The sequence below is a fragment of the Streptomyces desertarenae genome (assembly GCF_042681365.1).
Classification (GTDB): Bacteria; Actinomycetota; Actinomycetes; order Streptomycetales; family Streptomycetaceae; genus Streptomyces; species Streptomyces desertarenae.
This window is the reverse complement of record NZ_JBHUFU010000017.1, coordinates 5,001-31,373: the sequence shown is the minus strand read 5'-3', so window position 1 is coordinate 31,373 and position 26,373 is coordinate 5,001. Positions and strand designations below refer to the sequence as shown.

Here is a 26,373-nt window from a genome sequence, read left to right as displayed (position 1 = left end):
GCGCCTTCCCCGTCGGGATGGCAAGGCGCTCGGTCGGTCACAGTGCGGTGCGCGGCTGCCTGGGCGAACGCACCGGATTGCTCACACTATCTGTCACAGTCGGGTGTCAAGCACCCCTGTCTGCACGTAACTTTCCTCCCGAACGGGACATTCCATGTCTTTTGCCTGCTGTGGAAGTTGTGCTGTTTCTCTCCGGGCTCCGGCCGACCGCGCCCGTTCGAATCCGTTCGCGCTCATCCGCACGGGTTCCCGGCGGACGGGGACCCGGCGCCGTCCCCCGGAACGGTGATCCCCGCCGGTGACGCCCCGGGGTCCGCGTCGGGGTCCGCGGCGGCCTCCTGGGCGCGGAGGGCCCCCCGCGGCGCCGGTTCGCCGGACGGACTCGCGGACGGTGCGCCGGACGAGGCCCCCGAAGGGCCGTCCGACGGGCCGGCCAGGAGGTCCGCGGGGACCGGCCGGTCGTCGCGGAGCGCCGCGAACAGCCGGTCGGCGGCGGGCTGCACCAGCTCGTCGCGGTTGGGATTGTAGGTGTACGGCTGCCGGGGCGCGGTGAGGAACCGCACCCGGCCCTCGGGGATGCCGCGCACGCTGTCCGCCAGCTCGTAGAGTTCGGCGAGGGAGTCCAGCCCGGGGTCGGCGGTGAGCGAGGACGTCACCGCGTCCAACACCCGGTACAGCTCCGCCGGGCTGGTCAGGATCCCGTCGTCGCGCACCTCGCTCAGCAGCGACTTCAGGAAGTCCTGCTGCCGGGCCATCCGCTGGGTGTCGCTGCCGTCCCCGATGCCCTTGCGCGCGCGGACGTAGCCGAGGGCCTGCTCGCCGTCGAGGAGCTGCCGGCCCGCGTCCAGGACGAGGTGGGCGTCGGGGTCGTCCACGGGCTCGGCCAGGCAGACCTCGACGCCGCCGACCGCGTCCACCAGCTTCTTGAAGCCGGTGAAGTCGACCACCAGGTGGTGGTCGACCCGGATCCCGGTCAACTGCTCGACGGTGCGCACCGTGCAGGCCGTGCCGCCCCTCTCGAAGGCCCAGTTGAACTGGGTGAACAGGGGTTCGGTGAGGGTGCCGTCCGGTCGCTCGCACGCGGGTATGTCCACCATCAGGTCGCGCGGTATCGACACCCCCGTGGCGCCGGACCGGTCGGCGGACAGGTGGAGCAGGATCGTGGTGTCCGAGCGCTGCGTGCCGGTGTCCTGCCCGTACCTGCCGTTCTCGCCGCTGCGGTCGTCGGAGCCGATCAGGAGGATGTTCTTCGCCTCCTGCACGACCGGCCGCGGGCGTTCGCCCTCGAAGCGCCGCAGCTGGTTGACGGCCTCCACGTCGGTGCGGATGTTGCCTTCGAGCCTGTCGTAGAGGTGCAGGGCCGCTCCTCCGGCCGCGAGCACGGCGAGGGACGCGCCCAGGGCGGCCCAGCGCAGCCGGCGGCGGCGGGGCCGGAGCGGCCGGAGCGGGAGGCCCTCCTCGGCCCGGTGCTCTGCCTGGGGCGTGCCCTCTGGTTCGGTCACGTCTGAGCCCATCCCTCGCGCGGTCGGCGGCGTCCGGCGTGCACAGGCGTGCGGCTGCCGGTCTCCTGTACAGACACCGGAGGGAGGCGCGTGGTTGTATCCGGAGCGAGGAAAACCCGTCCGTGCGGCGGCGGGCCGGGTGGGCCGGGTGGATCGGTCCGGGAAAGGGCGGATTTTCTCCGGGCGGCGGGGCGCCGCCGCCCGGGGGAGGGCACCGCGGGCGGGGAGGGGTCCGGTCAGCCCGCGGTGTGGGTGACGCGCTCGCTCTCCCCGCGCCGCCTCGCCCCCGCCGCGTCCAGCCGGTCCGCGTGGCGGCAGAGCACGACCGAGCCGCCGGCGGCCAGCGGGGCGAACAGTCCCGCCGAGACTCCGTCCCAGCCGGTGTACGGCAGCGTCGACAGCAGCCGCGAGCCGGGCTCGAGCCCGCGTGCTGCGGCGTCCGCGCGGGCGCGTTCGACGATCTGCGCGCCGGTCAGCTCCTCGCCGCCGACCACCAGCGCGGGCGCGTCCGGGTCGACCGGGGCGTACGGGGCGAAGTGGTCGCCCTGACCCGGAACCTCGACCGCGTAGTCGGTGAAGCCCTCCGGCGGCTGGGGGAAGCGGGCGCCCAGGGGGCGCAGGCTGAGCGCGATGCGCTCGCCCGAGCAGGCGCGCGCCTCCTGGAGGGTGTCCGGTCCGCTGACGACGAGGTCCGCGGCGGAGGCCGCCGCGGAGACGGCCGCGGAGTCGGAGGGGTCGGCGGGCAGCTCGGCGACGACCCCGGTCGAGGAGCAGGCGAGCAGCCAGACCGAGGTCTGCCAGTGGGCGGGCAGCAGCAGGGCGAGGCGGTCGCCGGGCTCGGCGGACAGCTCGTCCTGGAGGAGGTTGGCGGTCTTCGCCACCCAATTGGCGAGGGTGGCGACGGAGAGTTCGACGCGCTCGCCGGTGGCATCGTCGTAGAAGGTCGTCAGCGGCCGGGCCGGGTCCGCGGCGAGCGCGGATCGCAGCAGGTCGGCGGGGGTGCGGTCGGTGGTGTTCATCGGCGCCAGGGTACGCGGGCCGCCCGCCGCCGGAGCGTGGGGAGGGACTCGCCGGCGGGCCGCGTGAGAGGCACTCAGGGCGACAGGGTGTCAGCTCCCCGTTAGACAGCTTCGCCGCTTATGTCCAAGATCTGTCATATGCGTGCATTTATTGCGTCCTCGATCGGCGTCGTGTGTGCGGCGGCCGCGGTGCTGCCGCTGTCCCTGCCCGACGGCATGACGGACAGCGCCTCCGCCGCCCCCGCCTCCGCCCCCGTTCCCGTGACGGCGCCCCGGCTGCCGGGCAGCACCCAGTCGCTGCCGCTCGTACCGCTGGAACCGGCGCCCGCGACCCCCACGGCGACCCCGCCCGGATCGCCCGAGTCCCCCGAGCCCCCCGAGTCCCCCGACGCCGTCTCCCTCGGCCTCCCGGCGCGCGACGTCGAGCCCTTCGCGCTGCTGGGCGTGGTCTGGAACGAACCGGAGGAGGAGCTGCACGGCCGGATCCAGGTGCGCACCAAGTCCGCCACCGACGGCACCTGGACGTCCTGGCAGGAGCTGGAGGCCCACGCCGACGCCCCCGACCCCGCCTCGGCCGAAGGCGGCAAGGGCGTGCGCGGCGGCACCGCGCCGCTGTGGGTTGGTGCCTCCGACGGAGTGCAGGCGCGCGTCGTGCCGGAGAGGGACGAGGAGTCCGGGGGCTGGCACAAGCTCCCCGAGGGCCTGCGCCTGGAACTGGTCGACCCCGGGGAGGCACCTGCCGACGACTTCACGCCCCAGGCGCGCGCCAGCAGCGAGGCCAACGCCGCCCTCGCCCCCCTCGGCGCCCTCGAGATCCCCGCCCAGGACCAGCAGGAGACCCGCGAGGACCTGCCGGCGGTGCGCGACGGCGCGGAGGCCGCCGGCGAAGAGGCCGCCGGCGAAGAGGCCGTCGACGCGGAGACCGTCGACGCGGAGGCCGCCGGTGAGGAGGCCGGAGCCCTGGCACCCATCGGCCCCCGCCCGGCCATCGTCACCCGCCGCGGCTGGGGAGCCGACGAGAGCATCCGCGGGTCGTTCCTCTACACCAACACCGTCAAGGTCGCCTTCGTCCACCACACGGCGATGAGCAACGGCTACACCTGCTCGCAGGCGCCGGCCCTCATCCGCGGCATCTACCGCTACCACGTCAAGAGCAACGGCTGGCGGGACGTCGGCTACAACTTCTTCGTCGACAAGTGCGGCAAGATCTACGAGGGCCGCGCCGGCGGCGTGGCCAAACCGGTGATGGGGGCCCACACCTACGGCTTCAACGCCAACAGCACCGGCATCGCCGTCCTCGGCTCCTTCAACAGCACCAACCCCCCCTCCGCGGCGGTGAACGCCGTCTCCAAGCTCGTCGCGTGGAAGCTCGGCCTGCACGGCGTCAACCCGCGCGGCACCGCGGTCATGACGTCGGGCGGCGGCAAGTACGCCAAGGGCGCCCAGGTCAGGCTCCAGACCGTCTCCGGGCACCGCGACGGCTACGTCACCGACTGCCCCGGCAGCCGGCTCTACGCCAAGCTGGGCACCATCCGGGAGAGCGCGGCCCGCCTCCAGGGCAGGTAGGCGCACCCGGCGCCGGGGACCGTGCCGGACGGCCGCCTACACTGGCCCGGCCACCCGACACGGTCCCCAGCAGGAAGCAGAGAAGAACCGGTGACAGAAGCGATCCTCCTCGTCGGGGGCAAGGGAACCCGGCTGCGCCCGTTGACGGTGCACACCCCCAAGCCCATGGTCCCGGCGGCCGGAGTGCCCTTCCTCACCCACCAGCTGGCCCGCGCCCGGGCGGCCGGAGTCGAGCACGTCGTGCTGGCCACCTCCTACCTCGCGGAGGTCTTCGAGCCGTACTTCGGCGACGGCTCCGCGCTCGGCCTCCACCTGGAGTACGTCACCGAGGAGGAGCCGCTGGGCACCGGCGGCGCCATCCGCAACGTCGCCTCCCGGCTCCGCTCCGCCCCCGGCGACCCGGTCCTGGTCTTCAACGGCGACATCCTCACCGGCCTCGACATCCGCGCCCTGGTGGAGACCCACACCTCCTCGGGCGCGGACGTCTCCCTGCACCTGACCCGGGTGGCCGACCCGCGCGCCTTCGGCCTGGTCCCCACCGACGGGGACGGCCGGGTCACGGCCTTCCTGGAGAAGCCGCAGACCCCCGAGGAGATCGTCACCGACCAGATCAACGCGGGCGCGTACGTCTTCACCCGGTCCGTGATCGACGCCATTCCCGCCGACCGCCCCGTCTCCGTCGAGCGCGAGACCTTCCCCGGACTGCTCGCCGACGGCGCCCACCTGCAGGGCATGGTCGACTCCACCTACTGGCTGGACCTGGGCACCCCGCAGGCGTTCGTGCGCGGCTCGGCCGACCTGGTGCTCGGCCGCGCGCCCTCCCCGGCCGTCCCCGGGCGCCGCGGCGAGCGGCTGGTGCTGGCGGGCGCCGAGGTGGCGTCCGACGCCAAGCTGACCGGCGGCACGTCGGTCGGTACGGGCGCGGTGGTGGGCGCCGGCGCGCGTGTGCACGGCAGCACGCTCCTGGACGGCGCTGTGGTCGGTCCCGGTAGCGTGGTGCGCGACTCGCTGGTCGGCACGGGCGCGCGGATAGGGGCGCGTACGGTACTGGACGGCGCGGTCGTCGGAGACGGCGCCGTCGTCGGTGAGGACAACGAGTTGCGCGGCGGCATCCGGGTGTGGTGTGACGCCCGCCTGGCGCCGGGCTCCGTACGCTTCTCCTCCGACTGCTGACCCTCCGCAGACCGGAGCCCTCGTGAGCACCACAGCGCACTCCGCCGCCCGGCAGAGCCCCCGGTCCGTCCGCCGCTGGGCGCCGCCGTGGCCGTACGGGCCGGACGACCTGCGCCGCAACCTGCGCGTCCTGCAGCGCGGCCCCCACGACCCCGCCTACCGGGTCGCCGGCGGCGCGGTCTGGCGGGCCACCCGCACGCCCTGCGGCCCGGCGACCCTCAGGATCGCCGCGGACCCGGCCGCGGGAGAGGTCACCGCCGAGGCGTGGGGGCCGGGGGCGCAGTGGGCGCTCGACGGCCTCCCGGCGCTGCTCGGCGACGGTGACGACCCGTCGGAGTTCGTCCCCCGCCACCGGCTGGTGGCCGAGGCGCACCGCCGCCACCCCGGGCTGCGGCTGGTCCGCACCGGACTGGTGCTGGAGTCGCTGATTCCCTCGGTCCTGGAGCAGAAGGTCACCACCGACGAGGCGTACCGCGCCTGGCGACGGCTGCTGCGGCGGTACGGCGAACCCGCGCCCGGCCCGGCCGACCGGCTCCCCGAGGGGATGCACGTCATGCCCGAGCCCCGCACCTGGGCGCTGATCCCCTCCTGGGAGTGGCACCGCGCGGGGGTGGACAACAAGCGCTCATCCACCATCCTGCGCGCCGTCGCACGCGCCCGGCGCATGGAGGAGGCGGCGGGCATGGACCTGGCGGCGGCGGTGACCCGCCTGACCGCGATCCCCGGCATCGGGCCGTGGACGGCGGCGGAGACCCTCCAGCGCACCAACGGCGCGGCGGACGCGGTGACCGTCGGGGACCTCCACCTGCCGGGCATCGTGGTGTACGCCCTCACCGGCGAGCGCGGCGGTGACGACGCGCGGATGCTGGAACTGCTCGCGCCCTACGCGGGCCAGCGCCACCGCGCCACCCGGCTGCTCCTGGCCACCGGCCGCACCCCGCCGCGCCGCGCGCCCCGCTTCCCGCGCGTCGACATCGCCCGGCTGTGAGGCGTCCGCGCAGGGCGCCCGTCAGCGCACGACGGTGAAGTCGTCGGCCGCCCGCGCCGGGCGCGCCGCCGGAGGGGCCGCCGGACGCCCCACGGCCACCGCGCCCATCGGGTCCCAGTCGCCGGGCAGGTCCAGCACCTCGCGCACCACGTCGCGGCAGAACATGGTGGAGGACACCCACGCCGACCCCAGGCCCTCGCCCGCCAGGGCGACCAGCAGGTTCTGCACCCCTGCCCCGGCCGCGACCACGAACATCTCGCGCTCGGCGCGGGAGCGCCGCTCGTCCGGGTAGGAGTGCGCCCCCTCGGCCACCAGGCACGGCACCACCAGGTACGGCGCGTTGCGCAGCACGTCGCCGCGCCGGATCCGCCTCGCGATGCTCTCCTCGCTCCTCCCGTCGCGGCGCAGGTCCGCGATCCAGGCGTCGCGCATGGCGTCCAGCAGGCGCAGGCGCGAGGAGGCCGACTCCAGCAGCACGAAGCGCCACGGCGTGGTGTGGTGCGGCGCCGGCGCCGTCACCGCCGCCGCCACCGCGCGCCGCACCGCCGCACCGTCCACCGGCTCATCGGTGAACTCCCGGACGGTGCGCCGCAGCGTCACCGCCTCCCGCACGGCCTCGGACGTGCCCAGGCGGAACATGTCGTCGGCGGCGCTCCGCACCAGGGCGCGCGCCCCGGGGTCCTCCCCGGGGCGCGGGGTGTCGGGGTCCGCTGCCTCCCGCGCGCCGTCCGCGTCCGCGTCCCCGGGCGCGTCGTCCCACAGCACGTGCTGGGGGAGGCCCCGCACCACCGCGACCGGCAGGCCGTCCGCCTTGCCCTTCACCAACTCGCCGGCTCCGGCTAGCTCGTCGCCGACGGCCGTGACCGTCACGCCCAGCGGGTTGCCGTGCGCGTCGGTGCCGCCGCGCAGGTCCTGGAGCACGCGGACCCCGGCGGCACCGACCGCCACGTCGGTCTGGCCCACCCGCCACGGCCGTCCGAAGGTGTCGGTGACCACGACCCCGACCGTCACGCCCAGCAGCTCCCGCAGGCCGTCGCGGATGCGGCGGGCGGAGGCGTCCGGGTCCTCGGGGAGCAGCAGCACCGTCCCGGCGGGGGTGTTGGAGGCGTCGACGCCGGCCGCGGCCATCACGAAGCCGTGCCGGCTCTCCACGATCCGCGCCCTTCCGCGCCGGGCGACCACCCGCACGGTCTCGGCGTCGATCGCGGCCTCGCGGTCGGCGGCCTCCACCACCCGCCCCTCGGCCTTGCTGACGATCTTCGAGGTGACCACCAGCACGTCGCCGTGGGCCAGTCCGGGCAGCCCCGGTGCGGTGGCGGCGTCCGCGATCAGCTTCACCAGGTCGTCGCCGGGCCGCACCTCGGGGATGCCGGGCAGCGCCCACACCTGGTACGCGGGGACCTTGGGCGTCCCCGTCTCCCCCATGACGCCCCTCACGCCTGCACCTCCGCGGCGAGCGCGAGCGCCTCGCGGGCCATCGCGGCGGCGGCCCCGACGTCCGTCATCATCAGCGGCACGGCCCGGCAGCGGATCCCCGCCTCCTCGACCTCCGCCACCGCGGCGGAGTCCACGGTGTCCACCAGCCAGCCGTCCAGCAGCCCCTGGCCGTAGTGCCGGGCCACGGCCGCGGCGGTGGCCTCCACGCCGACGGCGGCCAGCACCTTGTCGGCCATACCGCGCACCGGGGCGTTCCCGACGATGGGGGACAGGCCCACCACCGGCACCCCGGCGCCCGCGACCGCCTCGCGGATGCCGGGCACGGCGAGGATCGTGCCGATGCTCACCACCGGGTTGGACGGCGGGAAGAGGATCACGTCGGCCCCGGCGATGGCGTCCAGCACCCCCGGCGCCGGCTTGGACTGCTCGGCGCCGACCGGCACCACCGCCCGCGCGGGCACCGAGGCGCGCAGCCGCACCCAGTACTCCTGGAAGTGGACGGCCCTGCGGTCGCCGTCCCCGGTCTCGATCACCACGTGGGTCTCGACGCGGTCGTCGGTCATCGGCAGCAGCCGCACGCCCGGCTGCCAGCGCGTGCACAGGGCCTCGGTGACGGCGCTGAGGGGGTAGCCCGCGCCGATCATCTGGGTGCGGACGATGTGGGTGGCGAAGTCGCGGTCGCCCAGCCCGAACCACTCCGGCCCGACGCCGTAGGCGGCCAGCTCCTCCTTGACGGTGAAGGTCTCGTCCGCGCGGCCCCAGCCCTGCTCCTCGTGGATGCCGCCCCCGAGGGTGTACATCACCGTGTCGAGGTCCGGGCAGACCTTCAGCCCGAAGAGGTGGATGTCGTCCCCGGTGTTGCCGATGACCGTGATCTCGGCGTCGGGCGCGGCCGCCTTGAGACCGCGCAGGAAACGGGCACCACCGATGCCCCCGGCCAGAACCACAATGCGCTGCATGCCCGACAGTCTCTCAGCCGGGGGCCGCCGCCCGGAGCGGAGGCCGGGTGCCGGGAGGGCTCCGGTCCCCGCCCCGGGGGACGGTCGGGGAGGCGTCAGCCGAGCGGCAGCCCCGGCGCCGCGGCGTCCGGGACGGCGGCGTCCGGGACGGCCGGGCGTGCGGCCGGACGGGGGCCGTGCACCGGCATCTCGGTCAGGCCGGGGAAGTAGACGTGCAGGCTGACGGCGGGTTCGAGGGCGTCGTTGGCGATGTCGTGGACGTGGCCGGGGGCGAGGACCCGCTGCGTCCCGGCCCCGAGCGTGCGGGTCCCCCGCGGCGTCCGCTCGGTCAGTTCCCCGTCGAGGACGGTGAGCACCGCGGAGGAGGGGCCGTGGCCGTGCGGTCCGCTGCCCTGGCCCGGCACCCAGCTCAGCAGCCAGACCTCGTAGCCGGGGCCGGTGCGCAGCCGGTGGTACCAGCGGGTGGTGGCGTCGTACCGCACGAGGGGGGCCCAGGAGGGGCGGTCGGCGGCGATCGCGCGGGCCAGGCCGGCGAATCCGGCGACGGTGGCAGGGTGGGCGGGGGCGGGCGGCAGGAGGTGGGGGAGGGCGAGCGGGTCTCCGGCGATCTCGACGTCGCTGTTCACGGGGGGTGGTCCTCTGGGGTGGCGGGTGGGAGGTGGCGGGTGGCGCGGTGCGGGCGCGGGGTTGTGCGGCGGCGCACGGGTGCCACGGCCCGGCGGTGCTGCCGGGAGGGGGAGGGAGGGGCGCGCGGAGGCGGCCGTGGAAACGGGGCGGACACGCGGTGGAAGGCCCGCGGAGAGGGGGCCGTTCCCGGGGCCGAACGCCCCGGGGCTTCAGCGCCGCGGTGTCGCGACGCTCCGGACGCGCCGGCGCCTCGGCTGCCTCAGCGGCGGCGGCAACAGCGACAGCGACACAGGGCCCGGGCAGCGCGAAGGGACCCGCGGGTGCGGGCCGGGCTGGGCGCGGAAGTCGCTGGCATGGGACCAAGGAGACCGGGTGCCCCGTCCCGCTGTCAACCGGCCGGCCGGTTTGGGGGGAGAGGTTCACCACATCCGGTCACCCGTGCCGCTGAAAGGTTTATGCGCGCCGAGAGGGGACATGCGGCGCAACATCCGCGCGCACGAACGCCGTTGCGGACCTGTGATCCAACTGTGATCTCGATCGCTTCGGAGCGCGGTGGGCAACGGAGCCGGCCCGGGCCGCGTCCTCCCGGGCGAGGGGGGAGGAGTGGGCGGGATGCCCGATCTGGGTGTCATGGTTTGTGCTGATTTAAACACTTATTGTGTGGGCTTGGTTCCGCAGGGTGAATAACGGGCCCATTAGCAGAACTCGGCTTGACTCGGGTGGATGCACACACTTGTAATTTCACTCGTGTCGTTCGGCCGGGATCGATAACGACAGCATCACGGGGACGCTAAGACAGACGAGGGGCGAGCGCATGACCGAGCTGTTCGAACAACTGCTGGTCGAAGAGGCGGACGAGGAGCTCGGCTGGCAGGAGCGCGCGTTGTGCGCCCAGACCGACCCCGAGTCCTTCTTTCCGGAGAAGGGCGGCTCGACGCGCGAGGCCAAGAAGGTCTGTCTCGCCTGCGAGGTGCGCTCCGAGTGCCTGGAGTACGCCCTCGCCAACGACGAACGGTTCGGCATCTGGGGCGGCCTCTCCGAGCGGGAGCGCCGCCGCCTGAAGAAGGCCGCCGTCTGACACCGGACACCGGCTGCGCGGCTGTCCGGCGAAGCGCCCCCCGGCGCGCCGGACGGAGCGGAACAGGCCCGGCACAACCGCCCATGGCGGTCCATCCGCCCCCCGTGCGCCGCACGGGGGGCGGACCGCTGTCCGGGGCCGCCTGCCGGGACGCCGAACTGCGGGACCCGTTCAGCCATTAGTGTGGGGGGCCGTCCACGACGCGGCGCGCCCCACGGCACCCCGCGTCCGGCCAGCCCACACAGGCCCGCACAGGGCCGCACAGGTCAACAGCAGTCCGACGCAGCAGCCTTCCGGGGGGCGACCCCCGGACCCCGGCCGGAGGGCCCCTACCCCGATGTCCGTGCACAGCCACCCGGCGGCCCAGTACGAGGCGGCCACCGCAGCGTTCGCTTCCCCGCAGCCCGGGGCGTCCGACCCCTCGAACCCCCCGGAGTTCCCGCGGCACGTCGTCACCGCCGTGCTCGTCTCCCACGACGGCGAGCGCTGGCTGCCCGACGTGCTCGCCGGGCTCAACGGCCAGACCAGGCCGGTGCAGAACGTCGTCGCGGCCGACACCGGCAGCGCCGACGGCTCCGCCCGGCTGGTCACCGAGGCCCTCGGCCCCGACCGCGTGCTCCACCTCGCCCGCCGCACCGGGTTCGGCGCGGCCGTCGACGAGGCCGTGCGCACCGCGCCCGCCCTCGGCCCCGACGACCTGCCCTACCTCAGGCGTCCCAGCGGCTGGGACCCGGTCACCCGGAGCTGGCGCGACGAGGCGTACGACATGCCCGAACTCCCCCACGGCGAGCCGGTCCAGTGGCTGTGGCTGCTGCACGACGACTGCGCGCCCGCGCCGGACGCGCTCGCCGAACTGCTGCGCGCCGCCGACGCCGACGAGGCGGCCGCCGTCGTCGGCCCCAAGCTCCGCAGCTGGTACAACAGCCGCCAGTTGCTGGAGGTCGGCGTCTCCATCGCCAACAGCGGCCGCCGCTGGACCGGCCTGGACCGGCGCGAACAGGACCAGGGCCAGTACGACCAGGTGCGGCAGGTGCTGTCCGTCTCCACCGCCGGGATGCTCGTGCGCCGCGACGTCTTCGAGCAGCTCGGCGGCTTCGACCGCAGGCTTCCGCTGATGCGCGACGACGTGGACCTGTGCTGGCGCGCCCAGGCGGCCGGGCACCGGGTGATCGTGGCGCCCGAGGCCGTCGTGCGGCACGCCGAGGCGGCCTCCCGCGAGCGGCGCCCCGTCGACTGCGCGGGGCGCTCGGCCGCGAGCCCGCACCGGGTGGACAAGGCGGGCGCCGTCTACACGCTCCTCGTCAACGCCCCCGGGAAGCTGCTGCCCTGGATCCTGCTCCGGCTGGTGCTGGGCACCCTGCTGCGGATGGTCGCCTACCTGGTCGGCAAGGTCCCCGGGCAGGCGCTCGACGAGTTCAGCGGACTCGCGCGCGTCCTGCTGCGCCCCGGCCTCGTCCTCAACGCCCGGCGCAGGCGCGGCAGACCGGTGGTCCCCCACGGCGACCTGCGCCCCCTCTTCCCGCCGCCCGGCGCCACGGTGCGGGCCACCGTCGAGCAGGTCGCGGGCAACTTCGCCGGCCGCTCCGACCCCGACCTCTCCTCCGGCGGCCGGCACGGCTCCGTCGAGTCCGGACCGGGCGACGAGGACGCCGACTTCCTGGAGGTCGAGCAGTTCGCCCGGCTGAAGCGGATCGCCCGCAAGCCGGCCCCCGTGCTCTTCGCCGTCCTCCTCCTCGTCTCCCTCGTCGCCTGCCGCAACCTGCTGGGCGGCGGCGCCCTGGCGGGCGGTGCCCTGCTGCCCGCGCCCGGCGACGTCTCCGACCTGTGGGAGCGCCACCTCCGGACCTGGCAGCCGGTGGGCACCGGCGCCACCGAGGCCGCGCCGCCGTACCTGGCGGTCCTGGCCACGCTTGCCGCGGTCCTGTTCGGCAGCACCGGCCTCACCCTCACCCTGCTGCTGGTCTGCTCGGTGCCGCTGGCCGGGCTCACCGCCTACTTCGCCTCCCGGTCGCTGGTCGGCTCACGCCTGCTGCGCGCCTGGGGAGCGGTCGCCTACGCCTTCCTGCCCGCCGCCACCGGGGCGCTGGCGGGCGGCCGCCTGGGCACCGCCGTGCTCGCCGTGGCGCTGCCCCTGATGGCGCGGGCCGCGGTCGCGGCCTCCGGGATGCGGATCCCGTCCGGTGCCGGACCCGAGGCGAAGCCGGGGTGGCGGCCGGCGTGGGCCTGCGCCCTGCTGCTCGCGCTCACCACCGCCTTCACGCCCGTGGTCTGGCCGGTCGCCGCGGTGCTGGGCCTGGCCGTGCTCGCCGTGCGGGTGCGGCAGCGCGCGCACCCGGGGGCGTACGCCGCTCGCGTCGCCGTGCTGCTGCTGGTCCCGCTGGTGCTGCTCGCGCCGTGGTCCCTGGAGCTGCTCACCGGCCCGTCGGCCTTCCTGGAGGAGGCCGGCCTGGAGTACGGCGGGGGCACCGCCTCCGTGGCCGGACTGCTGGCCCTCAACCCCGGCGGGCCGGGCACGACGATCGGGCTGCTCTTCGTCGGCGTGCCGCTGGCCGCGCTGGCCGCACTGCTGCGCGCCGAGCGGCGGGCGGCGATCGGCGCCGCCTGGGTGGCGGCCCTGACCGGTCTGCTCTTCGCCGCGCTCTCCAACGGTTCCGGCTGGGCCGGCCCGGCGACCCTCGTCTACGGGCTGGCGCTGCTGACGGCGGCGGTGCTCGGTGCCGAGGGGGCGCGCGGCCGCGTCGCCGCCCAGAGCTTCGGCTGGCGCCAGCCGGTCGCCGTGCTCATCGCGGCCGCGGCCGCTGCCGCACCCCTGGTGGCCGCCGTCGGCTGGATGGCGGCCGGAGCCGACGGCCCGCTGTCGCGGCGCAGCCCGGTGCAGGTCCCGGCGTTCGTCGCCGAGGAGAGCGCCACCCGCGACCAGCCCCGCACCCTCGTCCTCGACGGCGAGGGCGGTGCCGGGAGGGCCGTCTCCGGCGGACCGGTGCGGGTCTCGTACACCCTCGTGCGCGGCGCCGGGGTGCGCCTGGGCGACGGTGACGTGGCCCGTGCGATCGGCTCCGACCGGCGGCTGGACGGGGTGGTCGGCAACCTGGTCGCGGGCTCCGGCGCCGACCAGGCCGACCAGCTCGGCGGCTACGCGATCCGCTACGTCCTGGTGCGCGACGGCGCCCCCCGGGAGATGAGCCGGGTGCTGGACGCCACGCCGGGCCTGTCCCGGCTGAGCCAGGAGGACGGCAGTGCGCTGTGGCGGGTGGACGCCCAGATCGCCCGCATCACGATCGTTCCCGGCGAGCCGGGCCGGGGCGGGCCGGGCGCGGCCGGCGGCACCGGGGACGCGGCGGACGGTCCGGTGGCCGTCGCGGCGGGCCCCGTCGAGGCCCACACCGACGTCCCGGCGGGTCCCGCCGGGCGGGTGCTGCGGATCGCCGACGCCGCCGACCCCGGTTGGCGGGCCACGCTGGACGGCCGTCCGCTGAAGCCGGTCACCGTGGACGGCTGGGCCCAGGGCTTCGAGCTCCCGGCCGGGGGCGGCCGGCTGGACCTGGTGTACGAGACCTCCGCCGCGCACACCGGATGGGTGTGGGCGCAGGGCTTCCTGGGACTGGTCGTGCTGGTCATGGCGCTGCCCGGCCGGCGCCGCGAGGTCGACGACGACCTGCCCGAGGCGGAGACCGTCCCCGACCGGCCGGTCGAGGGCGAGGGCCGCCGGGCCCGCAGGCTGCGGGCGGCGCAGGAGACGGCCCAGGCCGCCGCGGACGGCGTGCCGCAGACCCCGGGGGCGCCCCCGGCCCCGCAGGCCCCTCCGGCGGCCGCGGACCCGGTGCCCGCCGGGCAGGAGCCGCCGCACGGGCCGGGGCCGGAGCCCGAGCCCTCGTACTCCTCCGGGCAGCAGGACTGGAGCGCCTGGGACGAGTACCGGGCGGACCGGGCCGGCCCGCCGCCGCAGGCTCCCCCGTACGACCCGTACGACCCGTACGCCCGGACTGGCGGGACCGGACGGGACGGCCACGGCTACGACCAGGAGGGCTACGGCCAGGAGGGCTACGGCCAGGGCGGCTACCCCCAGGAGGGCTACCCCCAGGAGGGCTACGGCCAGGAGGGCTACGGCCAGGGCGGCTACCCCCAGGAGGGCTACGGCCAGGAGGGCTACGGCCAGGGCGGCCACCCCCAGGGCGGCTACCCCCAGGAGGGCTACCCCCAGGGCGGCTACGGCCAGGACGGCCACCCCCAGGACGGCACCGCGTACGGCAACAGGAGCGACCACGCATGAACCGCACCGCCCAGTCCCTGATCGCCGTGGCCACTGCGCTGGCCGCCGTCACCGGGGTCGCCGCGCTGACCGCGCCCTCCGGCGAGCCGGCCGCCGCCCCCGTGTCCGCGAGCCGCCTCCCCGTGGAGCGCTCCACGCTGGTGTGCCCGAAGCCGACCGGTTCGGAGATCGGCGAGACGGCCTACACCGCCTTCACGCCCCGGGGGGCTTCGGGGAAGGGCGCCTCCGGAAAGGGCGGGGCCGGGAAGGACGGGGCCGGGCTGCTGCCGGCCGGGAGCACCCTGGAGGGCGGCGGGAACGGCGGGGAGTCCGGCGAACCCGAGCCGTTCGTGCCGCTGGCGGAACCCGGCACCCCCGTCACGGCCGAGACCGACGGGAGCGCCTCGCCCGCGCTCACCGGGTCGGCGGACGGCGCCCTCGCGCCCGGCTGGACGGTCCAGCAGACCACCCTCGTCGCCGCGGGCAGCGGGCGCGGGCTCCAGGGGCTGTCGTGCACCGTGCCCGGCACGGACTTCTGGTTCCCCGGCACCAGCACCGCCGAGCAGCGCCAGGACTACATCCACCTCACCAACCCCGACGACTCCCCGGCCGTGGTCGACCTGGAGCTGTACGGCGAGGACGGCTCGGTGCGGACCGACAGCGGCCAGGGCATCAACGTCCCCGGCCGGTCCACCGTCCCGGTGCTGCTCTCGGCGCTCTCCACCGCCCCGGTGCAGGACGTGGTCCTGCACGTGGTGGCGCGCACCGGCCGGATCGGCGCCCAGGTGCAGTCGCTGGACGAGAAGTTCGGCGGCGACTGGCTGACCGCCTCCGCGCGGTCCGGCGGCGACCTGGTGATGCCGGGCCTCCCGCCGGACGCCACCAGCACGCGCCTGGTCGTCTTCGCGCCCGGCGATCGGGACGCGGACCTGAAGGTGCGGCTGGCCACCCCCACCGGCTTGATCACCCCCGCGGGCCAGGAGACCCTGCACGTCAAGCGGGGGACGACCGTCGCCGTGGACCTGGGGAACGTCACCCGGGGCGAGGCGGGTTCGCTGGTGCTGTCCCCGGCCGAGGACGGCGGGGGCGGCCAGGTCGTGGCGGCCGTGCGGGTGGTGCGCGGCAAGGGCGGCGCCCAGGAGTCGGCCTTCGTGCCCGCCGCCGAGCCGGTCAGGGAGAGGGCCTCGGCCGCCGGGAGCGACGCCGGGACGCGCGGCGGGGACGGCGGGGGCAGCGCGACGACCCTGTCGCTGGTGGCGCCGGGCCGGGCCGCGGAGGTGCGGGTGACGGCCTCGGCGGCCAGCGGCGGCGGTGAACCGGTCAGCAGGACGCTCACCCTCAAGGCCGGCACCACCACGTCCGTGGACGACCTGCGGCCCGAGGGCGGCCGGGGCCGCTACGCGATCACCGTCGAGCGGCTGTCGGGCGGGGAGGTGTACGCCGCCCGGACGCTGTCGCTGGAGGAGGACGGCCTGCCGATGTTCACCGTGCAGACGCTCCCCGACGACCGCGGGACGGTGGCGGTGCCCGAGGCCGGGCAGGACCTGTCGGTCCTGGTCGACTGAGCGCCCGGCGGACCGGGCGGGCGGCGCGACCGGCGCCCGGTCCGCCCGCTCAGTCCTGCCCGTAGCGGGGGTCGATCGACTCGGGGGCCAGCCCGAGGAGTTCGGCGACCTGCTCGACGACCACCTCGTGGACGAGCAGCGCCCGGTCGTCGCGCGTCTTGGCCCGCAGTTCGATGGGGCGGCGGTAGACGACGATGCGGTCGGGGCGGCCGTCCCGCGCGGCCGCGTACCGGCCCAGGGGGACGCTGTCCGGACCGTCGGCCCAGCCGTCGACCCAGCCGTCGGTCGTGCCGTCCTCCGCGGCCGGGGCGGGCGGCACCTCCTGCACGACGAACTCCACCCCGGCGAGCTGCGGCCACTGCCTCTCCAGCCGGTCGACGGAGTCGCGCACCAGGTCGTCGAAGGCGTCGGCGCGGCTCATGGCCAGCGGCACCTGCGGCGGGGCGAGGGGGCCGCGCATGCCGCGCCCGTGGCGGTCCCGGCGGCGCGGTGGCCGCGGGTCGGGCCTGTGGGGCGGTACGGGGTTGCTCATCACCCTGAGAGTAGCCGTCCGGGGACGGCCGGCGGGCCGCGGGCCGCGAGCCGCGGGGGCGGTGACGGGGGGCGCGGGAGCGCGGGCGGGCGGGAGTGGCGCGGGGCCGCGGGGCCGGGCCGCTCCGGCGTCCCCGGCGGGCGCCGGGCACTGATCGTTCCTGGTTCCCCTGATGCGGCTTCGGTCAGTTCTTCGATCGATGGTCGCCCCTCGGTGACGGTATGCGAACGAACCGATAACGGCCCCTGCGGCCCCGGCAAATCGGCTCTTTCCGTCGCATGGCAGGTCAGCCGAGCCGTCACCGGAACGGGCGGCACGGGCGGAGCGGGACGACACAACAGGGTGACCTGCCGGAGAGTCGTCGCGGCCCGCTCAAGAGTGCGGTACCGTCCAACGTCGTGAGCCCTGTACGTCGCTGTTCGCGCACCGCGTGCGGCCGCCCTGCCGTGGCGACGCTGACGTACGTCTACGCGGACTCCACCGCCGTCCTCGGTCCCCTGGCGACCTACGCCGAGCCCCACTGCTACGACCTGTGCTCCGAGCACTCGGAGCGGCTGACGGCCCCGCGCGGCTGGGAGGTCGTGCGCCTCGCCGTGGACCCCGGCCCCGCGCGCCCGAGCGGTGACGACCTCGAAGCACTGGCCAACGCCGTGCGCGAAGCCGCCCGCACCCCCCAGCGCAGGCCCTCCGCCCCCACCGAGCAGTCCGGTCCGGGCCGTGTGCGCGAGACGGACCTGATGGAGGTGGCCCGCCGCGGCCACCTGCGGGTACTCCGTTCACCCGACAACTGACCGCCCCGTTACATTTGGGGCGACATCAGATACTCCAGAAGGGGTGAACCGTGCCTGACCTGTCACAGATCGTGAAGGCGTACGACGTACGTGGTGTGGTGCCCGGCCAGTTGGACGACAGGCTCGCCGAACTCTTCGGCGCGGCGTTCGCGACGGTCACGGGCGCGGAGGCGATCGTGGTCGGACACGACATGCGCCCCTCCTCGCCGGGCCTGTCGCGCGCCTTCGCCCGGGGCGCGGCCGCCCGCGGCGCCGACGTCACCGAGATCGGCCTGTGCTCCACCGACCAGCTCTACTTCGCCAGCGGCAGCCTCGGCCTGCCCGGCGCCATGTTCACCGCCAGCCACAACCCGGCCGAGTACAACGGCATCAAGATGTGCCGGGCGGGCGCCGCGCCGGTCGGCCGGGACACCGGCCTGGCCGACATCCGCGCCCTGGTGGAGGAGTGGGCCGACGCCGGCGCCCCCGAGCCGGTGGAGAAGCCGGGCACGGTCACCCAGCGGGACGTCCTGACCGACTACGCCGCCCACCTGCGCTCGCTGGTGGACCTCACCGCCATCCGCCCCCTGAAGGTCGTGGTGGACGCGGGCAACGGCATGGGCGGCCACACCGTCCCCACCGTCCTCGAGGGCCTGCCGGTCGAGCTGGACGCGATGTACTTCGAGCTCGACGGCACCTTCCCCAACCACGAGGCCAACCCGCTGGATCCGGCCAACATCGTCGACCTCCAGGCCCGGGTGCGGGAGGTCGGCGCCGACATCGGCCTGGCCTTCGACGGCGACGCCGACCGCTGCTTCGTCGTCGACGAGCGCGGCGAGCCGGTCTCCCCCTCGGCGATCACCGCCCTGGTGGCCTCCCGCGAGCTGGTCAGGGCACCGGGCTCCACGGTGATCCACAACTGCATCACCTCCTGGTCCGTCCCCGAGGTGGTCCGGGAGGCGGGCGGCACCCCCGTGCGCACCCGGGTGGGCCACTCCTTCATCAAGGAGGAGATGGCGCGCACCGGCGCGATCTTCGGCGGCGAGCACTCCGCCCACTACTACTTCCGCGACTTCTGGAACGCCGACACCGGCATGCTCGCCGCGCTCCACGTGCTGGCGGCGCTCGGCGGCCAGCAGGGCACCCTGTCGGAGCTGGTGGCGCGGTACGACCGCTACGTCGCCTCCGGCGAGATCAACAGCACCGTCGACGACCAGGCCGGCCGGGCCGCCGCCGTCAAGGCCGCCTACTCCGGCCGCGAGGGCCTGGAGCTGGACGAACTGGACGGCCTGACCGTCACGGCGGCCGACTGGTGGTTCAACCTGCGCCCCTCCAACACCGAACCGCTGCTGCGCCTGAACGTCGAGGGGCGCGACGCGGAGACGGTCGCCGCGGTCCGCGACGAGGTCCTGGCCATCATCCGCGCCTGACGGCCCGGTGTGCGGCCGGACGCCCCGCGCGTCCGGCCGCGCACGCGGCACCCGCGCGGCGCCGCCCGTGCCGTGCCGGCCGCGCGGTCCGGGCGCCGGACGGGAGCCGCCGGGCCGCCGCCCGGACCGGCCCCGCCCGCGCGGACGCACCCCCCGGCCGGCCCCGGCGCCCCGGCGGTACGCTGGCCGCACGGCGACCGCGCGACCGCGCGACCGCCCCCGCGCACCTGCTCGAAGGGACGACCCATGCCGCTCGAAGCCGGCCTCCTGGAGATCCTCGCCTGCCCGGCGTGCCACGCCCCCCTCCGCGAGGAGGAGGACGAACTGGTCTGCCAGGGCGCCGACTGCAAGCTGGCGTACCCGATCCGCGACGGCATCCCCGTCCTCCTCGTCGACGAGGCCCGCCGCCCCGCCTGAGCAGCCACACCGCCCCGGCGACCGGAGAGGCCGCACATGCTGGACGAGACCCTGCTCGACGCTCCCGACGCCCTGGCCGGCGCCGACACCCACGGCCTGCTGCGCGGAGCCGCCGCGTCCGGAGCCCGTGTCCGCACGGCCCTCCGGTACGCCACCGAGGCGGGGCTGACCGAACTCCGCCCCGACGGCAGGCCGCGGGCCGTCCTCGTCGCCGGCACCGGCCCCGCCGTCCCGTGCGCCGCCGACCTCCTGGGCGCCCTCGGCAGCGGCGCCCTCCCCGTCACCCTGATCCCGCCCACCGGTCCCCTCGCCGACCCCGGAGCCCTGCGCTGGACGCTCCCCGGCTGGGCCGGGCCGATGGACCTGCTGCTGCTCGTCACCCCCGACGGGCACGAGGGCGGACTGGCCCTGCTCGTCGAGCAGGCGTACCGCCGCGGCTGCACCGTGGTCTCCGTCGGCCCCCCGTCGGCCCCGCTGTCCGAGGCCACCGTCCAGGCCCGCGGCCTCGCCGTACCGCTGGCCCGGACACCGGACGAGACCTACGAGGGGCTCCGGGCCCCCGTGGCGCCCGGACCCGGCCGGCCGGGAGGAGGGCCGCCCGTCGCCGCCCCCGGCGTCCTGTGGGCGCTGCTCACCCCGCTGCTGGTCCTCGCCGACCGGCTCGGCCTGGTGGCCGCGGGCTCCGGGGAGCTGGACGCGCTCGCCGACCGCCTCGACCGGACCGCCGAGCGCTGCGGCCCGGCCGCCCCCACCTACGGCAACCCCGCCAAGACGCTGGCCGCCGAGTTCTCCGACGCGCTGCCGCTGCTGTGGAGCGAGGGCCCCGCCGCGGCGGCCGTCGCCCGCCACTGCGCCACCACCCTCGCCGCGCTCTGCGGCCGCCCGGCGCTGACCGCGGCGCTGCCCGAGGCGATGACCCTCCACGGCGCCCTGCTGGCCGGAGCGTTCTCCGGCACCGACGACACCGAGGACTTCTTCCGGGACCGCGTGGAGGAACCGGAGCCCCTGCAGGCCCGGGTCGTCCTGCTGCGCGAGGGGCCCCCGGCGGCGGACTCCGCCGCCGTGGCCGCGCGCGACCTGGCGTACGCCAACGGCACCCAGGTCAGCGAACTGGAGCCGGCCGAGGGCAGCGCACCGCTGGAGACGGCCGCCGAACTGCTCACCACCGTGGACTTCGCCGCCGTCTACCTCAGGCTCGCCGGAGGCGGGAGGCGCTGACCCGGGAGCGCCGGTCCCGGCCGCCCCGGACCCCGACGACCGTCCCGGACCGACGACCGTCCCGGACCCCCGCCCCCGGGCGTCCGGGCGCCCGAACGAAGTGAACACCCCGACGACCCGAACGACGAGGTTCGGGACCGGACCATCGGACCACCGGAACTAGGACCAAGGAAGCCGACCCGCATGGACCTCCTCGCCAACACCGTGCGCCCCTACGCCTGGGGCTCCACCACCGCCATCCCCGAACTGCTCGGCACCGAGCCCACCGGCGAACCGCAGGCCGAGCTGTGGATGGGCGCCCACCCCGGAGCCCCGTCCCGCGTCGACCGCGGCGGAGGCGACACCCCGCTGTCCGAGGTGATCGCCGCCGACCCCGAGGGCGAGCTGGGAGCGGCGACGGTCGAGGCGTTCGGCCCCCGGCTGCCGTTCCTGCTCAAGGTGCTGGCGGCCGCCTCGCCCCTCTCCCTCCAGGTCCACCCCGACCTCGTCCAGGCCAAGGAGGGCTTCACCGACGAGGAGGAGCGCGGTGTCCCGGTCGACGCCCCGCACCGCAACTACAGGGACGCCAACCACAAGCCCGAACTCATCTGCGCCCTCACCCCCTTCACCGGGCTGTGCGGCTTCCGCACCCCCGGTGCGACCGCCGCGCTGCTGGACGCCCTGGGCGTCGACGGCCTCAAGCCGTACGCGGACATCCTGCGCGCCCGCCCCGAGGACGAGGCGCTGAGCGAGGTCCTCACCGCCGTCCTGACCGCCGACCGGGACGCGGTCGCCGAGACCGTCGGAGCGGCGGCCGGGGCGGCGCGCCGCCTCGCGGACGGAGACGGCCCGTACGCCGGCGTGTGCGCCGCGTACGCCGGGATCGCGGACCACTACCCCGGCGACCCGGGCGTCCTGGCCGCGATGCTCCTCCACGTCGTCCGCCTGGAGCCCGGCGAGGCCCTCTACCTGGGCGCCGGGGTCCCGCACGCCTACCTCGACGGCCTCGGCGTCGAGCTGATGGCCAACTCCGACAACGTGCTGCGCTGCGGCCTGACGCCCAAGCACGTGGACGTGCCCGAGCTGCTGCGCGTCGTCCGCTTCGAGCCCACCGAGCCGGAGGTGCTGCGCCCCCGCACCACCCCGGGCGGCGAGGAGGTGTACGCCACGCCCGTGGACGAGTTCCGGCTCTCCCGCCACGTGCTGGTGCCGGAGGGCGAACCGCGCCTCCTGGACGACCGCACCCCGCAGATCCTGCTCTGCACCGGCGGCGAGGTCGTCCTGCGGGAGGCGGGCGGACCGGACGGGCCGGGCGGCGGATCCGAGCTGGTCCTCACCGGCGGCCGGTCCGCCTTCGTCCGGGCGGGCGAGCGTGTGGCGGTCTCGGGCGGCGGTACGCTCTTCCGCGCGACCGTGGCCCTGTAGCCGCGGCGCGGAACACCAGCCAGCCGGAGAACCCGGCCCGCCCGGGGGATTCCGGATCACGGAACCGGGAAGCCGGGAACCAGTCCGCAGTCCTTCCAGGGGGAGTCACCCGTCCATGAGTGCATCAGGCGGAACCAAGGCGATCGTCGCCGCGCTGGGCGCCAACCTGTCCATCGCCGTGGCCAAGTTCGTGGCATTCGCGTTCAGCGGCTCCTCGTCGATGCTCGCGGAGGGCGTGCACTCCGTGGCCGACTCCGGCAACCAGGCGCTGCTGCTGCTCGGCCGCAAGAGGTCGCAGCGGAAGGCGAGCGAGGAGCACCCCTTCGGGTACGGACGCGAGCGCTACATCTACTCCTTCCTGGTGGCCATCGTCCTGTTCAGCGTCGGCGGCCTCTTCGCCCTCTACGAGGGCTACCAGAAGATCAAGCACCCGCACGACCTCGACCACTGGTACTGGCCGGTGGGCGTCCTGGTCTTCGCGATCATCGCCGAGATCTTCTCCTTCCGCACCGCCATCAACGAGTCCAACCAGATCCGCGGCACGCAGTCGTGGACGGCGTTCATCCGGCGCGCCAAGGCACCCGAGCTGCCGGTCGTGCTGCTGGAGGACCTCGGCGCGCTGGTCGGCCTGATCCTGGCCCTGGGCGGTGTCGGGCTGGCCCTGCTGACCGGCGACCCGGTCTGGGACGGCATCGGCACCGTCTGCATCGGCGTGCTGCTCGTCCTGATCGCGATCATCCTGGCCGTGGAGACGAAGTCCCTGCTGCTGGGCGAGTCGGCCGCCCCCGAGGCCCTGCAGCAGATCCGCGAGGCGATCGTGGACGGTGAGCGGGTCACCCGGATCATCCACATGCGCACGCTCCACCTCGGCCCGGAGGAGCTCCTGGTCGCCGCCAAGATCGCGGTGGAGAGCCACGAGTCGGCGGCCGAGGTCGCCCGCGCGATCGACGAGGCAGAGGGCCGCATCCGCGAGGCGGTCCCGATCGCCCGGGTGATCTACCTGGAGCCGGACCTCTACCGGGCGGAGGCCGCCAAGGCCCTGTGACGGGGCGGCGGGGACGGTCCGAATCGCGGAGGCGGCCCGGGGCGCGGAAGACGCCCCGGGCCGCCTCCGCGCATCCGCCGGGCATGGCCGGAGCGCGGCCCGGGTACGGCCGGAAGACAGCGGTCCGGCGTGGCCGTTCCGCCCGGGGCCGACCGGGTGACGGGCCGAGCGTGTAAATTCGATGGGGCACAGACGTCGCTGCTGATGGCGGTCGGGCGGCCACACGGGTCGGCCGAGGGAGAGAGGGCCTCCGACGGACTGCGCTGCGGTCAGGGGACACGTACGTCCAACCAGGTGCGTACGAGGACGAGGCGCACGGTGGTACACCACCGGTGGGCCCGGTCCGGCGCACCTGCCCGCTGCCGCAGACCAGCCAGCCGTACCACCTCGACCAACCCGAGGAGCAGCTTCCGATGACGACGACCGACGCGCCCACCGGCGCATCGACCGACACTGCGCAGGACTTCAAGGTTGCGGATCTGTCTTTGGCCGAGTTCGGCCGCAAGGAGATCACGCTGGCCGAGCACGAGATGCCCGGTCTGATGGCGATTCGCCGAGAGTATGCCGGGCAGCAGCCGCTGGCGGGGGCTCGGATCACCGGGTCGCTGCACATGACGGTGCAGACGGCGGTGCTGATCGAGACGCTGGTGGCGTTGGGGGCCCGGGTGCGCTGGGCCTCGTGCAACATCTTCTCCACCCAGGACCACGCCGCCGCGGCGGTCGCGGTCGGGCCCGAGGGCACGCCCGACGACCCCAGGGGTGTGCCGGTGTTCGCCTGGAAGGGCGAGAGCCTGCAGGAGTACTGGTGGTGCACCGAGCAGGCGCTGACCTGGCCGGACGCGCCCACCGGGGGCCCGAACATGATCCTGGACGACGGTGGTGACGCCACGCTGCTGGTCCACAAGGGCGTGGAGTACGAGAAGGCCGGGGCCGTTCCGGATCCGTCGACGGCCGAGTCCGAGGAGCACGCGGTCATCCTGGAGCTGCTCACCCGCACGCTGGGTGAGGATCCGGCCAAGTGGACGAACCTCGCCTCGGAGATCCGCGGGGTGACGGAGGAGACCACCACCGGGGTCCACCGCCTGTACGAGATGCAGCGGGCCGGGTCGCTGCTGTTCCCGGCGATCAACGTCAACGACTCGGTGACGAAGTCGAAGTTCGACAACAAGTACGGCTGCCGCCACTCGCTGATCGACGGTATCAACCGGGCCACCGACACCCTCATCGGCGGCAAGGTGGCGGTGGTGTGCGGCTACGGCGACGTCGGCAAGGGCTGCGCGGAGTCGCTGCGCGGCCAGGGCGCCCGCGTCATCGTCACCGAGATCGACCCGATCTGCGCGCTGCAGGCCGCCATGGACGGCTACCAGGTCGCCACGTTGGAGGACGTGGTGGAGACCGCCGACATCTTCGTGACCACCACCGGCAACAAGGACATCATCCTGGCCGAGCACATGGCGCGGATGAAGCACCAGGCCATCGTGGGCAACATCGGCCACTTCGACAACGAGATCGACATGGCCGGCCTGGCCCGGATCCCCGGCATCGTCAAGGACGAGGTCAAGCCGCAGGTCCACACCTGGACCTTCCCCGACGGCAAGGCCATCATCGTGCTCTCCGAGGGGCGGCTGCTGAACCTGGGCAACGCCACCGGCCACCCCTCGTTCGTGATGTCCAACAGCTTCGCCAACCAGACCATCGCCCAGATCGAGCTGTTCACCAAGCCCGACGCCTACCCGGTCGGCGTCTACGTGCTGCCCAAGCAGCTCGACGAGAAGGTCGCCCGCCTCCACCTGGAGGCCCTGGGCGCCAAACTCACCACCCTGCGCCCGGAGCAGGCCGCCTACATCGGCGTCCCCGTCGAAGGCCCCTACAAGCCCGACCACTACCGCTACTGACCCGTCCCGGCACAGCGCGTACGCGACAGCGTCAGGCCCCCGCTCCCGGCGGGGGCCTGACCCGTGAAGGACCCCGCCATGCCCCGCGGCCGCTACTCACTCCACGACCCCCACGACCGCGCCCCCCTCGGGGAGGAGCACTTCCAGTGCGCCACCGGCCCCACCGGCTGGCGCTACACCTCACGGCTCACCGGGCCCTCCGGCGGCCACACGGGCTCCGTCGACCTCACCCTGGACGCCCTCGGCCGCCCCCTGCGCCTGGAGCTGCGCACCGCCCACTGGCAGGTGCGCGGTGCCGCCCTCGACGGCGTGACCTGGGTCCGCACCGATCCGGCCGGCGAGCACGCGCAGGAGGGCAACGCGCCCGCCCGCGCCTTCACCGGCGCCTCACCGGCCTTCCTCGTCGCCGCCGCCCGGCTGCTGCGCCCCGCGCCCGGCGCGCCCGCCACCCGCGTCCGCCTCGTCTCGTTCGCGCCGCCCGTGCTCGCCCCCCGCACCCTCGACCAGGCATGGGCGCTGGAGGGCAGCGAGACGCACCCCACCGACAGCGGGCCCCTGACCGTGGACCACTACCGGGTCGACGACCTGGAGACGGGGGAGCGGCACTCCGTCCACATCGCCGGGGACGTCGTCCTGGCCGCCCCCGGCATCGAACTGGAGGATCTGGAGTCGCCGCCCTCGTCCTTCACCCGGTGACGGGCGGCGCGGACGGCCGGAACATCAGGCGGGCGGCACGAATCCGGTCCGCCGGACCTCCGGAGCGTCCTGCTCCCCGTCCCCGGAGCCGGTTCCGGGGCGGCCGCGCGGCGCCGGAGGGCTTCCGGGCGGAGGGGGGACGGCTCCGGCCGGCTCCTCGGGGGCGGCGGGAGCGGGCGCCCCGAACGGGCCGGGCGGGGCCGGCGGGACGGCGGGCGGGGAGGAGGCGGAAGGGGAGGGGGGAGCGAAGGGCGACTCGTCCGCGGGCCGTCCCACCCCCTGCCCGCCCCCGAAGGCCCGCCGGGCGTCCCGCGCCTGCCGCTCGGCCACCACGCCGGAGAGGTACATGGCCGGGGGCATCCGCTCCGGAACCGGGGCCCCGGTGCGGGCCGCGACGTCCGCGGCCAGCCGCTGCGCCATCGACCAGCTCACCTGCGGATCGAGCTGGTCCACCCGGAGCAGGTACTGCCGCACCGCCAGCCACAGGCCCTCCGGCACCCGCGACAGGTCGAGGCCCGCGAGCTGCCCCGCCACCCACGGCGGCGGGGGCGGCACCGGAGCAGGCTGCGCCACCGGAATCCGCTCCCGGACCACCAGCGTCCCGGCGAACACGTCGCCCAGCCGCCGCCCCCGCGCGGACACCAGGGACGCGATGCAGGCGATCACACCGGCCGACATCTGGATCTCCACGAAGCCCAGCGCCCCGCGCACCAGCGCGTGGCGGAAGCGGATCGGACCGCCGTCCTCCCGCACCACCCGCAGCCCGCACGCCAGCTTCCCCAGCGAACGGCCGTGGCTCAGCG

Annotated in this window: 21 protein-coding genes (1 of these 21 cut by a window edge); 14 read left to right on the top strand and 7 right to left on the bottom strand. The window is 75.5% G+C overall.

Annotated elements, in window-relative coordinates:
- Window positions 1-233 precede the first annotated feature (233 nt).
- Both ACFSJS_RS23500 and ACFSJS_RS23495 read right to left on the bottom strand, forming a co-directional pair.
- A complete protein-coding gene (locus tag ACFSJS_RS23500) occupies window positions 234-1,502 on the bottom strand; it encodes an LCP family protein (RefSeq protein ID WP_380903641.1) in 1,269 nt (422 codons plus the stop codon).
- Window positions 1,503-1,738: 236 nt separating this feature from the next.
- Window positions 1,739-2,521 carry a TIGR03089 family protein gene (locus ACFSJS_RS23495; RefSeq protein WP_380903639.1) on the bottom strand — a complete coding sequence of 261 codons (783 nt, stop codon included), beginning with the start codon at window positions 2,519-2,521 and terminating at the stop codon, window positions 1,739-1,741.
- Between the two features lie 138 nt (window positions 2,522-2,659).
- Between ACFSJS_RS23495 and ACFSJS_RS23490 the strand changes: the two genes are divergently transcribed.
- The 3 genes from ACFSJS_RS23490 to ACFSJS_RS23480 all read left to right on the top strand — a co-directional run bounded on the left by ACFSJS_RS23490 (window position 2,660) and on the right by ACFSJS_RS23480 (window position 6,248).
- Window positions 2,660-4,087 carry a peptidoglycan recognition protein family protein gene (locus ACFSJS_RS23490; protein WP_380903637.1) on the top strand — a complete coding sequence of 476 codons (1,428 nt, stop codon included), beginning with the start codon at window positions 2,660-2,662 and terminating at the stop codon, window positions 4,085-4,087.
- A gap of 90 nt (window positions 4,088-4,177) precedes the next feature.
- Window positions 4,178-5,260, top strand: coding sequence for a mannose-1-phosphate guanylyltransferase (manB, locus tag ACFSJS_RS23485; protein WP_380903635.1), 1,083 nt, complete (start codon window positions 4,178-4,180; stop codon window positions 5,258-5,260).
- A gap of 22 nt (window positions 5,261-5,282) precedes the next feature.
- The gene (locus tag ACFSJS_RS23480; protein ID WP_380903633.1) at window positions 5,283-6,248 is read left to right on the top strand and encodes a DNA-3-methyladenine glycosylase family protein; all 966 of its coding nucleotides are present in this window, start codon (window positions 5,283-5,285) and stop codon (window positions 6,246-6,248) included.
- A 21-nt stretch (window positions 6,249-6,269) separates the two neighbouring features.
- Here the strand turns inward: ACFSJS_RS23480 and ACFSJS_RS23475 are convergent, their stop codons facing one another.
- The 3 genes from ACFSJS_RS23475 to ACFSJS_RS23465 all read right to left on the bottom strand — a co-directional run bounded on the left by ACFSJS_RS23475 (window position 6,270) and on the right by ACFSJS_RS23465 (window position 9,270).
- Window positions 6,270-7,673: a coenzyme F420-0:L-glutamate ligase gene (locus ACFSJS_RS23475; protein ID WP_380903758.1), complete on the bottom strand. Its 1,404-nt coding sequence runs from the start codon at window positions 7,671-7,673 to the stop codon at window positions 6,270-6,272.
- 8 nt (window positions 7,674-7,681) lie between these two features.
- Window positions 7,682-8,644, bottom strand: coding sequence for a 2-phospho-L-lactate transferase (cofD, locus tag ACFSJS_RS23470; protein ID WP_380903631.1), 963 nt, complete (start codon window positions 8,642-8,644; stop codon window positions 7,682-7,684).
- Between the two features lie 95 nt (window positions 8,645-8,739).
- The gene (locus tag ACFSJS_RS23465) at window positions 8,740-9,270 is read right to left on the bottom strand and encodes a cysteine dioxygenase (RefSeq protein WP_380903629.1); all 531 of its coding nucleotides are present in this window, start codon (window positions 9,268-9,270) and stop codon (window positions 8,740-8,742) included.
- Between the two features lie 815 nt (window positions 9,271-10,085).
- Between ACFSJS_RS23465 and ACFSJS_RS23460 the strand changes: the two genes are divergently transcribed.
- From ACFSJS_RS23460 to ACFSJS_RS23450, 3 genes are all read left to right on the top strand, one after another.
- Complete coding sequence (locus ACFSJS_RS23460; protein WP_003950432.1) at window positions 10,086-10,349, top strand: WhiB family transcriptional regulator; 264 nt, start codon at window positions 10,086-10,088, stop codon at window positions 10,347-10,349.
- A gap of 337 nt (window positions 10,350-10,686) precedes the next feature.
- Window positions 10,687-14,619: a glycosyltransferase gene (locus ACFSJS_RS23455; protein WP_380903625.1), complete on the top strand. Its 3,933-nt coding sequence runs from the start codon at window positions 10,687-10,689 to the stop codon at window positions 14,617-14,619.
- Window positions 14,616-16,163, top strand: a complete 1,548-nt coding sequence (locus ACFSJS_RS23450) for a DUF5719 family protein (protein WP_380903623.1) — start codon at window positions 14,616-14,618, stop codon at window positions 16,161-16,163. Before ACFSJS_RS23455 ends, ACFSJS_RS23450 begins: the two co-directional genes overlap by 4 nt.
- A gap of 49 nt (window positions 16,164-16,212) precedes the next feature.
- Here ACFSJS_RS23450 and ACFSJS_RS23445 read toward each other — a convergent pair whose 3' ends face one another.
- Window positions 16,213-16,695 carry a metallopeptidase family protein gene (locus tag ACFSJS_RS23445; protein WP_380903621.1) on the bottom strand — a complete coding sequence of 161 codons (483 nt, stop codon included), beginning with the start codon at window positions 16,693-16,695 and terminating at the stop codon, window positions 16,213-16,215.
- A 347-nt stretch (window positions 16,696-17,042) separates the two neighbouring features.
- Between ACFSJS_RS23445 and ACFSJS_RS23440 the strand changes: the two genes are divergently transcribed.
- The 8 genes from ACFSJS_RS23440 to ACFSJS_RS23405 all read left to right on the top strand — a co-directional run bounded on the left by ACFSJS_RS23440 (window position 17,043) and on the right by ACFSJS_RS23405 (window position 25,570).
- Window positions 17,043-17,486, top strand: coding sequence for a DUF3499 domain-containing protein (locus ACFSJS_RS23440; protein ID WP_380903756.1), 444 nt, complete (start codon window positions 17,043-17,045; stop codon window positions 17,484-17,486).
- Window positions 17,487-17,536: 50 nt separating this feature from the next.
- On the top strand, window positions 17,537-18,895 hold the full coding sequence (locus tag ACFSJS_RS23435; RefSeq protein ID WP_380903619.1) for a phosphomannomutase/phosphoglucomutase: 1,359 nt from the start codon (window positions 17,537-17,539) through the stop codon (window positions 18,893-18,895).
- Window positions 18,896-19,141: 246 nt separating this feature from the next.
- The gene (locus tag ACFSJS_RS23430) at window positions 19,142-19,312 is read left to right on the top strand and encodes a Trm112 family protein (protein WP_380903617.1); all 171 of its coding nucleotides are present in this window, start codon (window positions 19,142-19,144) and stop codon (window positions 19,310-19,312) included.
- A gap of 36 nt (window positions 19,313-19,348) precedes the next feature.
- Entirely contained in the window at window positions 19,349-20,530 is a 1,182-nt protein-coding gene (locus ACFSJS_RS23425; protein WP_380903615.1) for an SIS domain-containing protein, read from the top strand.
- A 183-nt stretch (window positions 20,531-20,713) separates the two neighbouring features.
- Complete coding sequence (gene manA / locus ACFSJS_RS23420) at window positions 20,714-21,934, top strand: mannose-6-phosphate isomerase, class I (protein ID WP_380903613.1); 1,221 nt, start codon at window positions 20,714-20,716, stop codon at window positions 21,932-21,934.
- Between the two features lie 115 nt (window positions 21,935-22,049).
- Window positions 22,050-22,979, top strand: coding sequence for a cation diffusion facilitator family transporter (locus ACFSJS_RS23415; protein WP_380903611.1), 930 nt, complete (start codon window positions 22,050-22,052; stop codon window positions 22,977-22,979).
- A gap of 413 nt (window positions 22,980-23,392) precedes the next feature.
- Window positions 23,393-24,874, top strand: coding sequence for an adenosylhomocysteinase (gene ahcY / locus ACFSJS_RS23410; protein ID WP_380903609.1), 1,482 nt, complete (start codon window positions 23,393-23,395; stop codon window positions 24,872-24,874).
- 78 nt (window positions 24,875-24,952) lie between these two features.
- On the top strand, window positions 24,953-25,570 hold the full coding sequence (locus ACFSJS_RS23405) for a hypothetical protein (protein WP_380903607.1): 618 nt from the start codon (window positions 24,953-24,955) through the stop codon (window positions 25,568-25,570).
- 24 nt (window positions 25,571-25,594) lie between these two features.
- Here the strand turns inward: ACFSJS_RS23405 and ACFSJS_RS23400 are convergent, their stop codons facing one another.
- A protein-coding gene (locus ACFSJS_RS23400) for an RDD family protein (RefSeq protein ID WP_380903605.1) crosses the window boundary here: on the bottom strand, window positions 25,595-26,373 show its 3' portion. 229 nt of this gene lie beyond the right edge of the window; the window shows 779 of its 1,008 coding nt (coding positions 230-1,008); its start codon lies beyond the right edge, outside the window — the gene reads right to left on this strand; it ends in the stop codon at window positions 25,595-25,597.

Excerpts from the sequence above, each read along its gene's own strand:
- ACFSJS_RS23495 (WP_380903639.1), bottom strand. The coding sequence starts at position 2,521 with ATGAACACCACCGACCGCACCCCCGCCGACCTGCTGCGATCCGCGCTC.
- ACFSJS_RS23490 (WP_380903637.1), top strand. The coding sequence starts at position 2,660 with ATGCGTGCATTTATTGCGTCCTCGATCGGCGTCGTGTGTGCGGCGGCC.
- ACFSJS_RS23475 (WP_380903758.1), bottom strand. The coding sequence starts at position 7,673 with ATGGGGGAGACGGGGACGCCCAAGGTCCCCGCGTACCAGGTGTGGGCG.
- cofD (WP_380903631.1), bottom strand. The coding sequence starts at position 8,644 with ATGCAGCGCATTGTGGTTCTGGCCGGGGGCATCGGTGGTGCCCGTTTC.
- ACFSJS_RS23460 (WP_003950432.1), top strand. The coding sequence starts at position 10,086 with ATGACCGAGCTGTTCGAACAACTGCTGGTCGAAGAGGCGGACGAGGAG.
- ACFSJS_RS23455 (WP_380903625.1), top strand. The coding sequence starts at position 10,687 with ATGTCCGTGCACAGCCACCCGGCGGCCCAGTACGAGGCGGCCACCGCA.
- ACFSJS_RS23450 (WP_380903623.1), top strand. The coding sequence starts at position 14,616 with ATGAACCGCACCGCCCAGTCCCTGATCGCCGTGGCCACTGCGCTGGCC.
- ACFSJS_RS23445 (WP_380903621.1), bottom strand. The coding sequence starts at position 16,695 with ATGAGCAACCCCGTACCGCCCCACAGGCCCGACCCGCGGCCACCGCGC.
- ACFSJS_RS23430 (WP_380903617.1), top strand. The coding sequence starts at position 19,142 with ATGCCGCTCGAAGCCGGCCTCCTGGAGATCCTCGCCTGCCCGGCGTGC.
- ACFSJS_RS23425 (WP_380903615.1), top strand. The coding sequence starts at position 19,349 with ATGCTGGACGAGACCCTGCTCGACGCTCCCGACGCCCTGGCCGGCGCC.
- manA (WP_380903613.1), top strand. The coding sequence starts at position 20,714 with ATGGACCTCCTCGCCAACACCGTGCGCCCCTACGCCTGGGGCTCCACC.
- ACFSJS_RS23415 (WP_380903611.1), top strand. The coding sequence starts at position 22,050 with ATGAGTGCATCAGGCGGAACCAAGGCGATCGTCGCCGCGCTGGGCGCC.
- ahcY (WP_380903609.1), top strand. The coding sequence starts at position 23,393 with ATGACGACGACCGACGCGCCCACCGGCGCATCGACCGACACTGCGCAG.
- ACFSJS_RS23405 (WP_380903607.1), top strand. The coding sequence starts at position 24,953 with ATGCCCCGCGGCCGCTACTCACTCCACGACCCCCACGACCGCGCCCCC.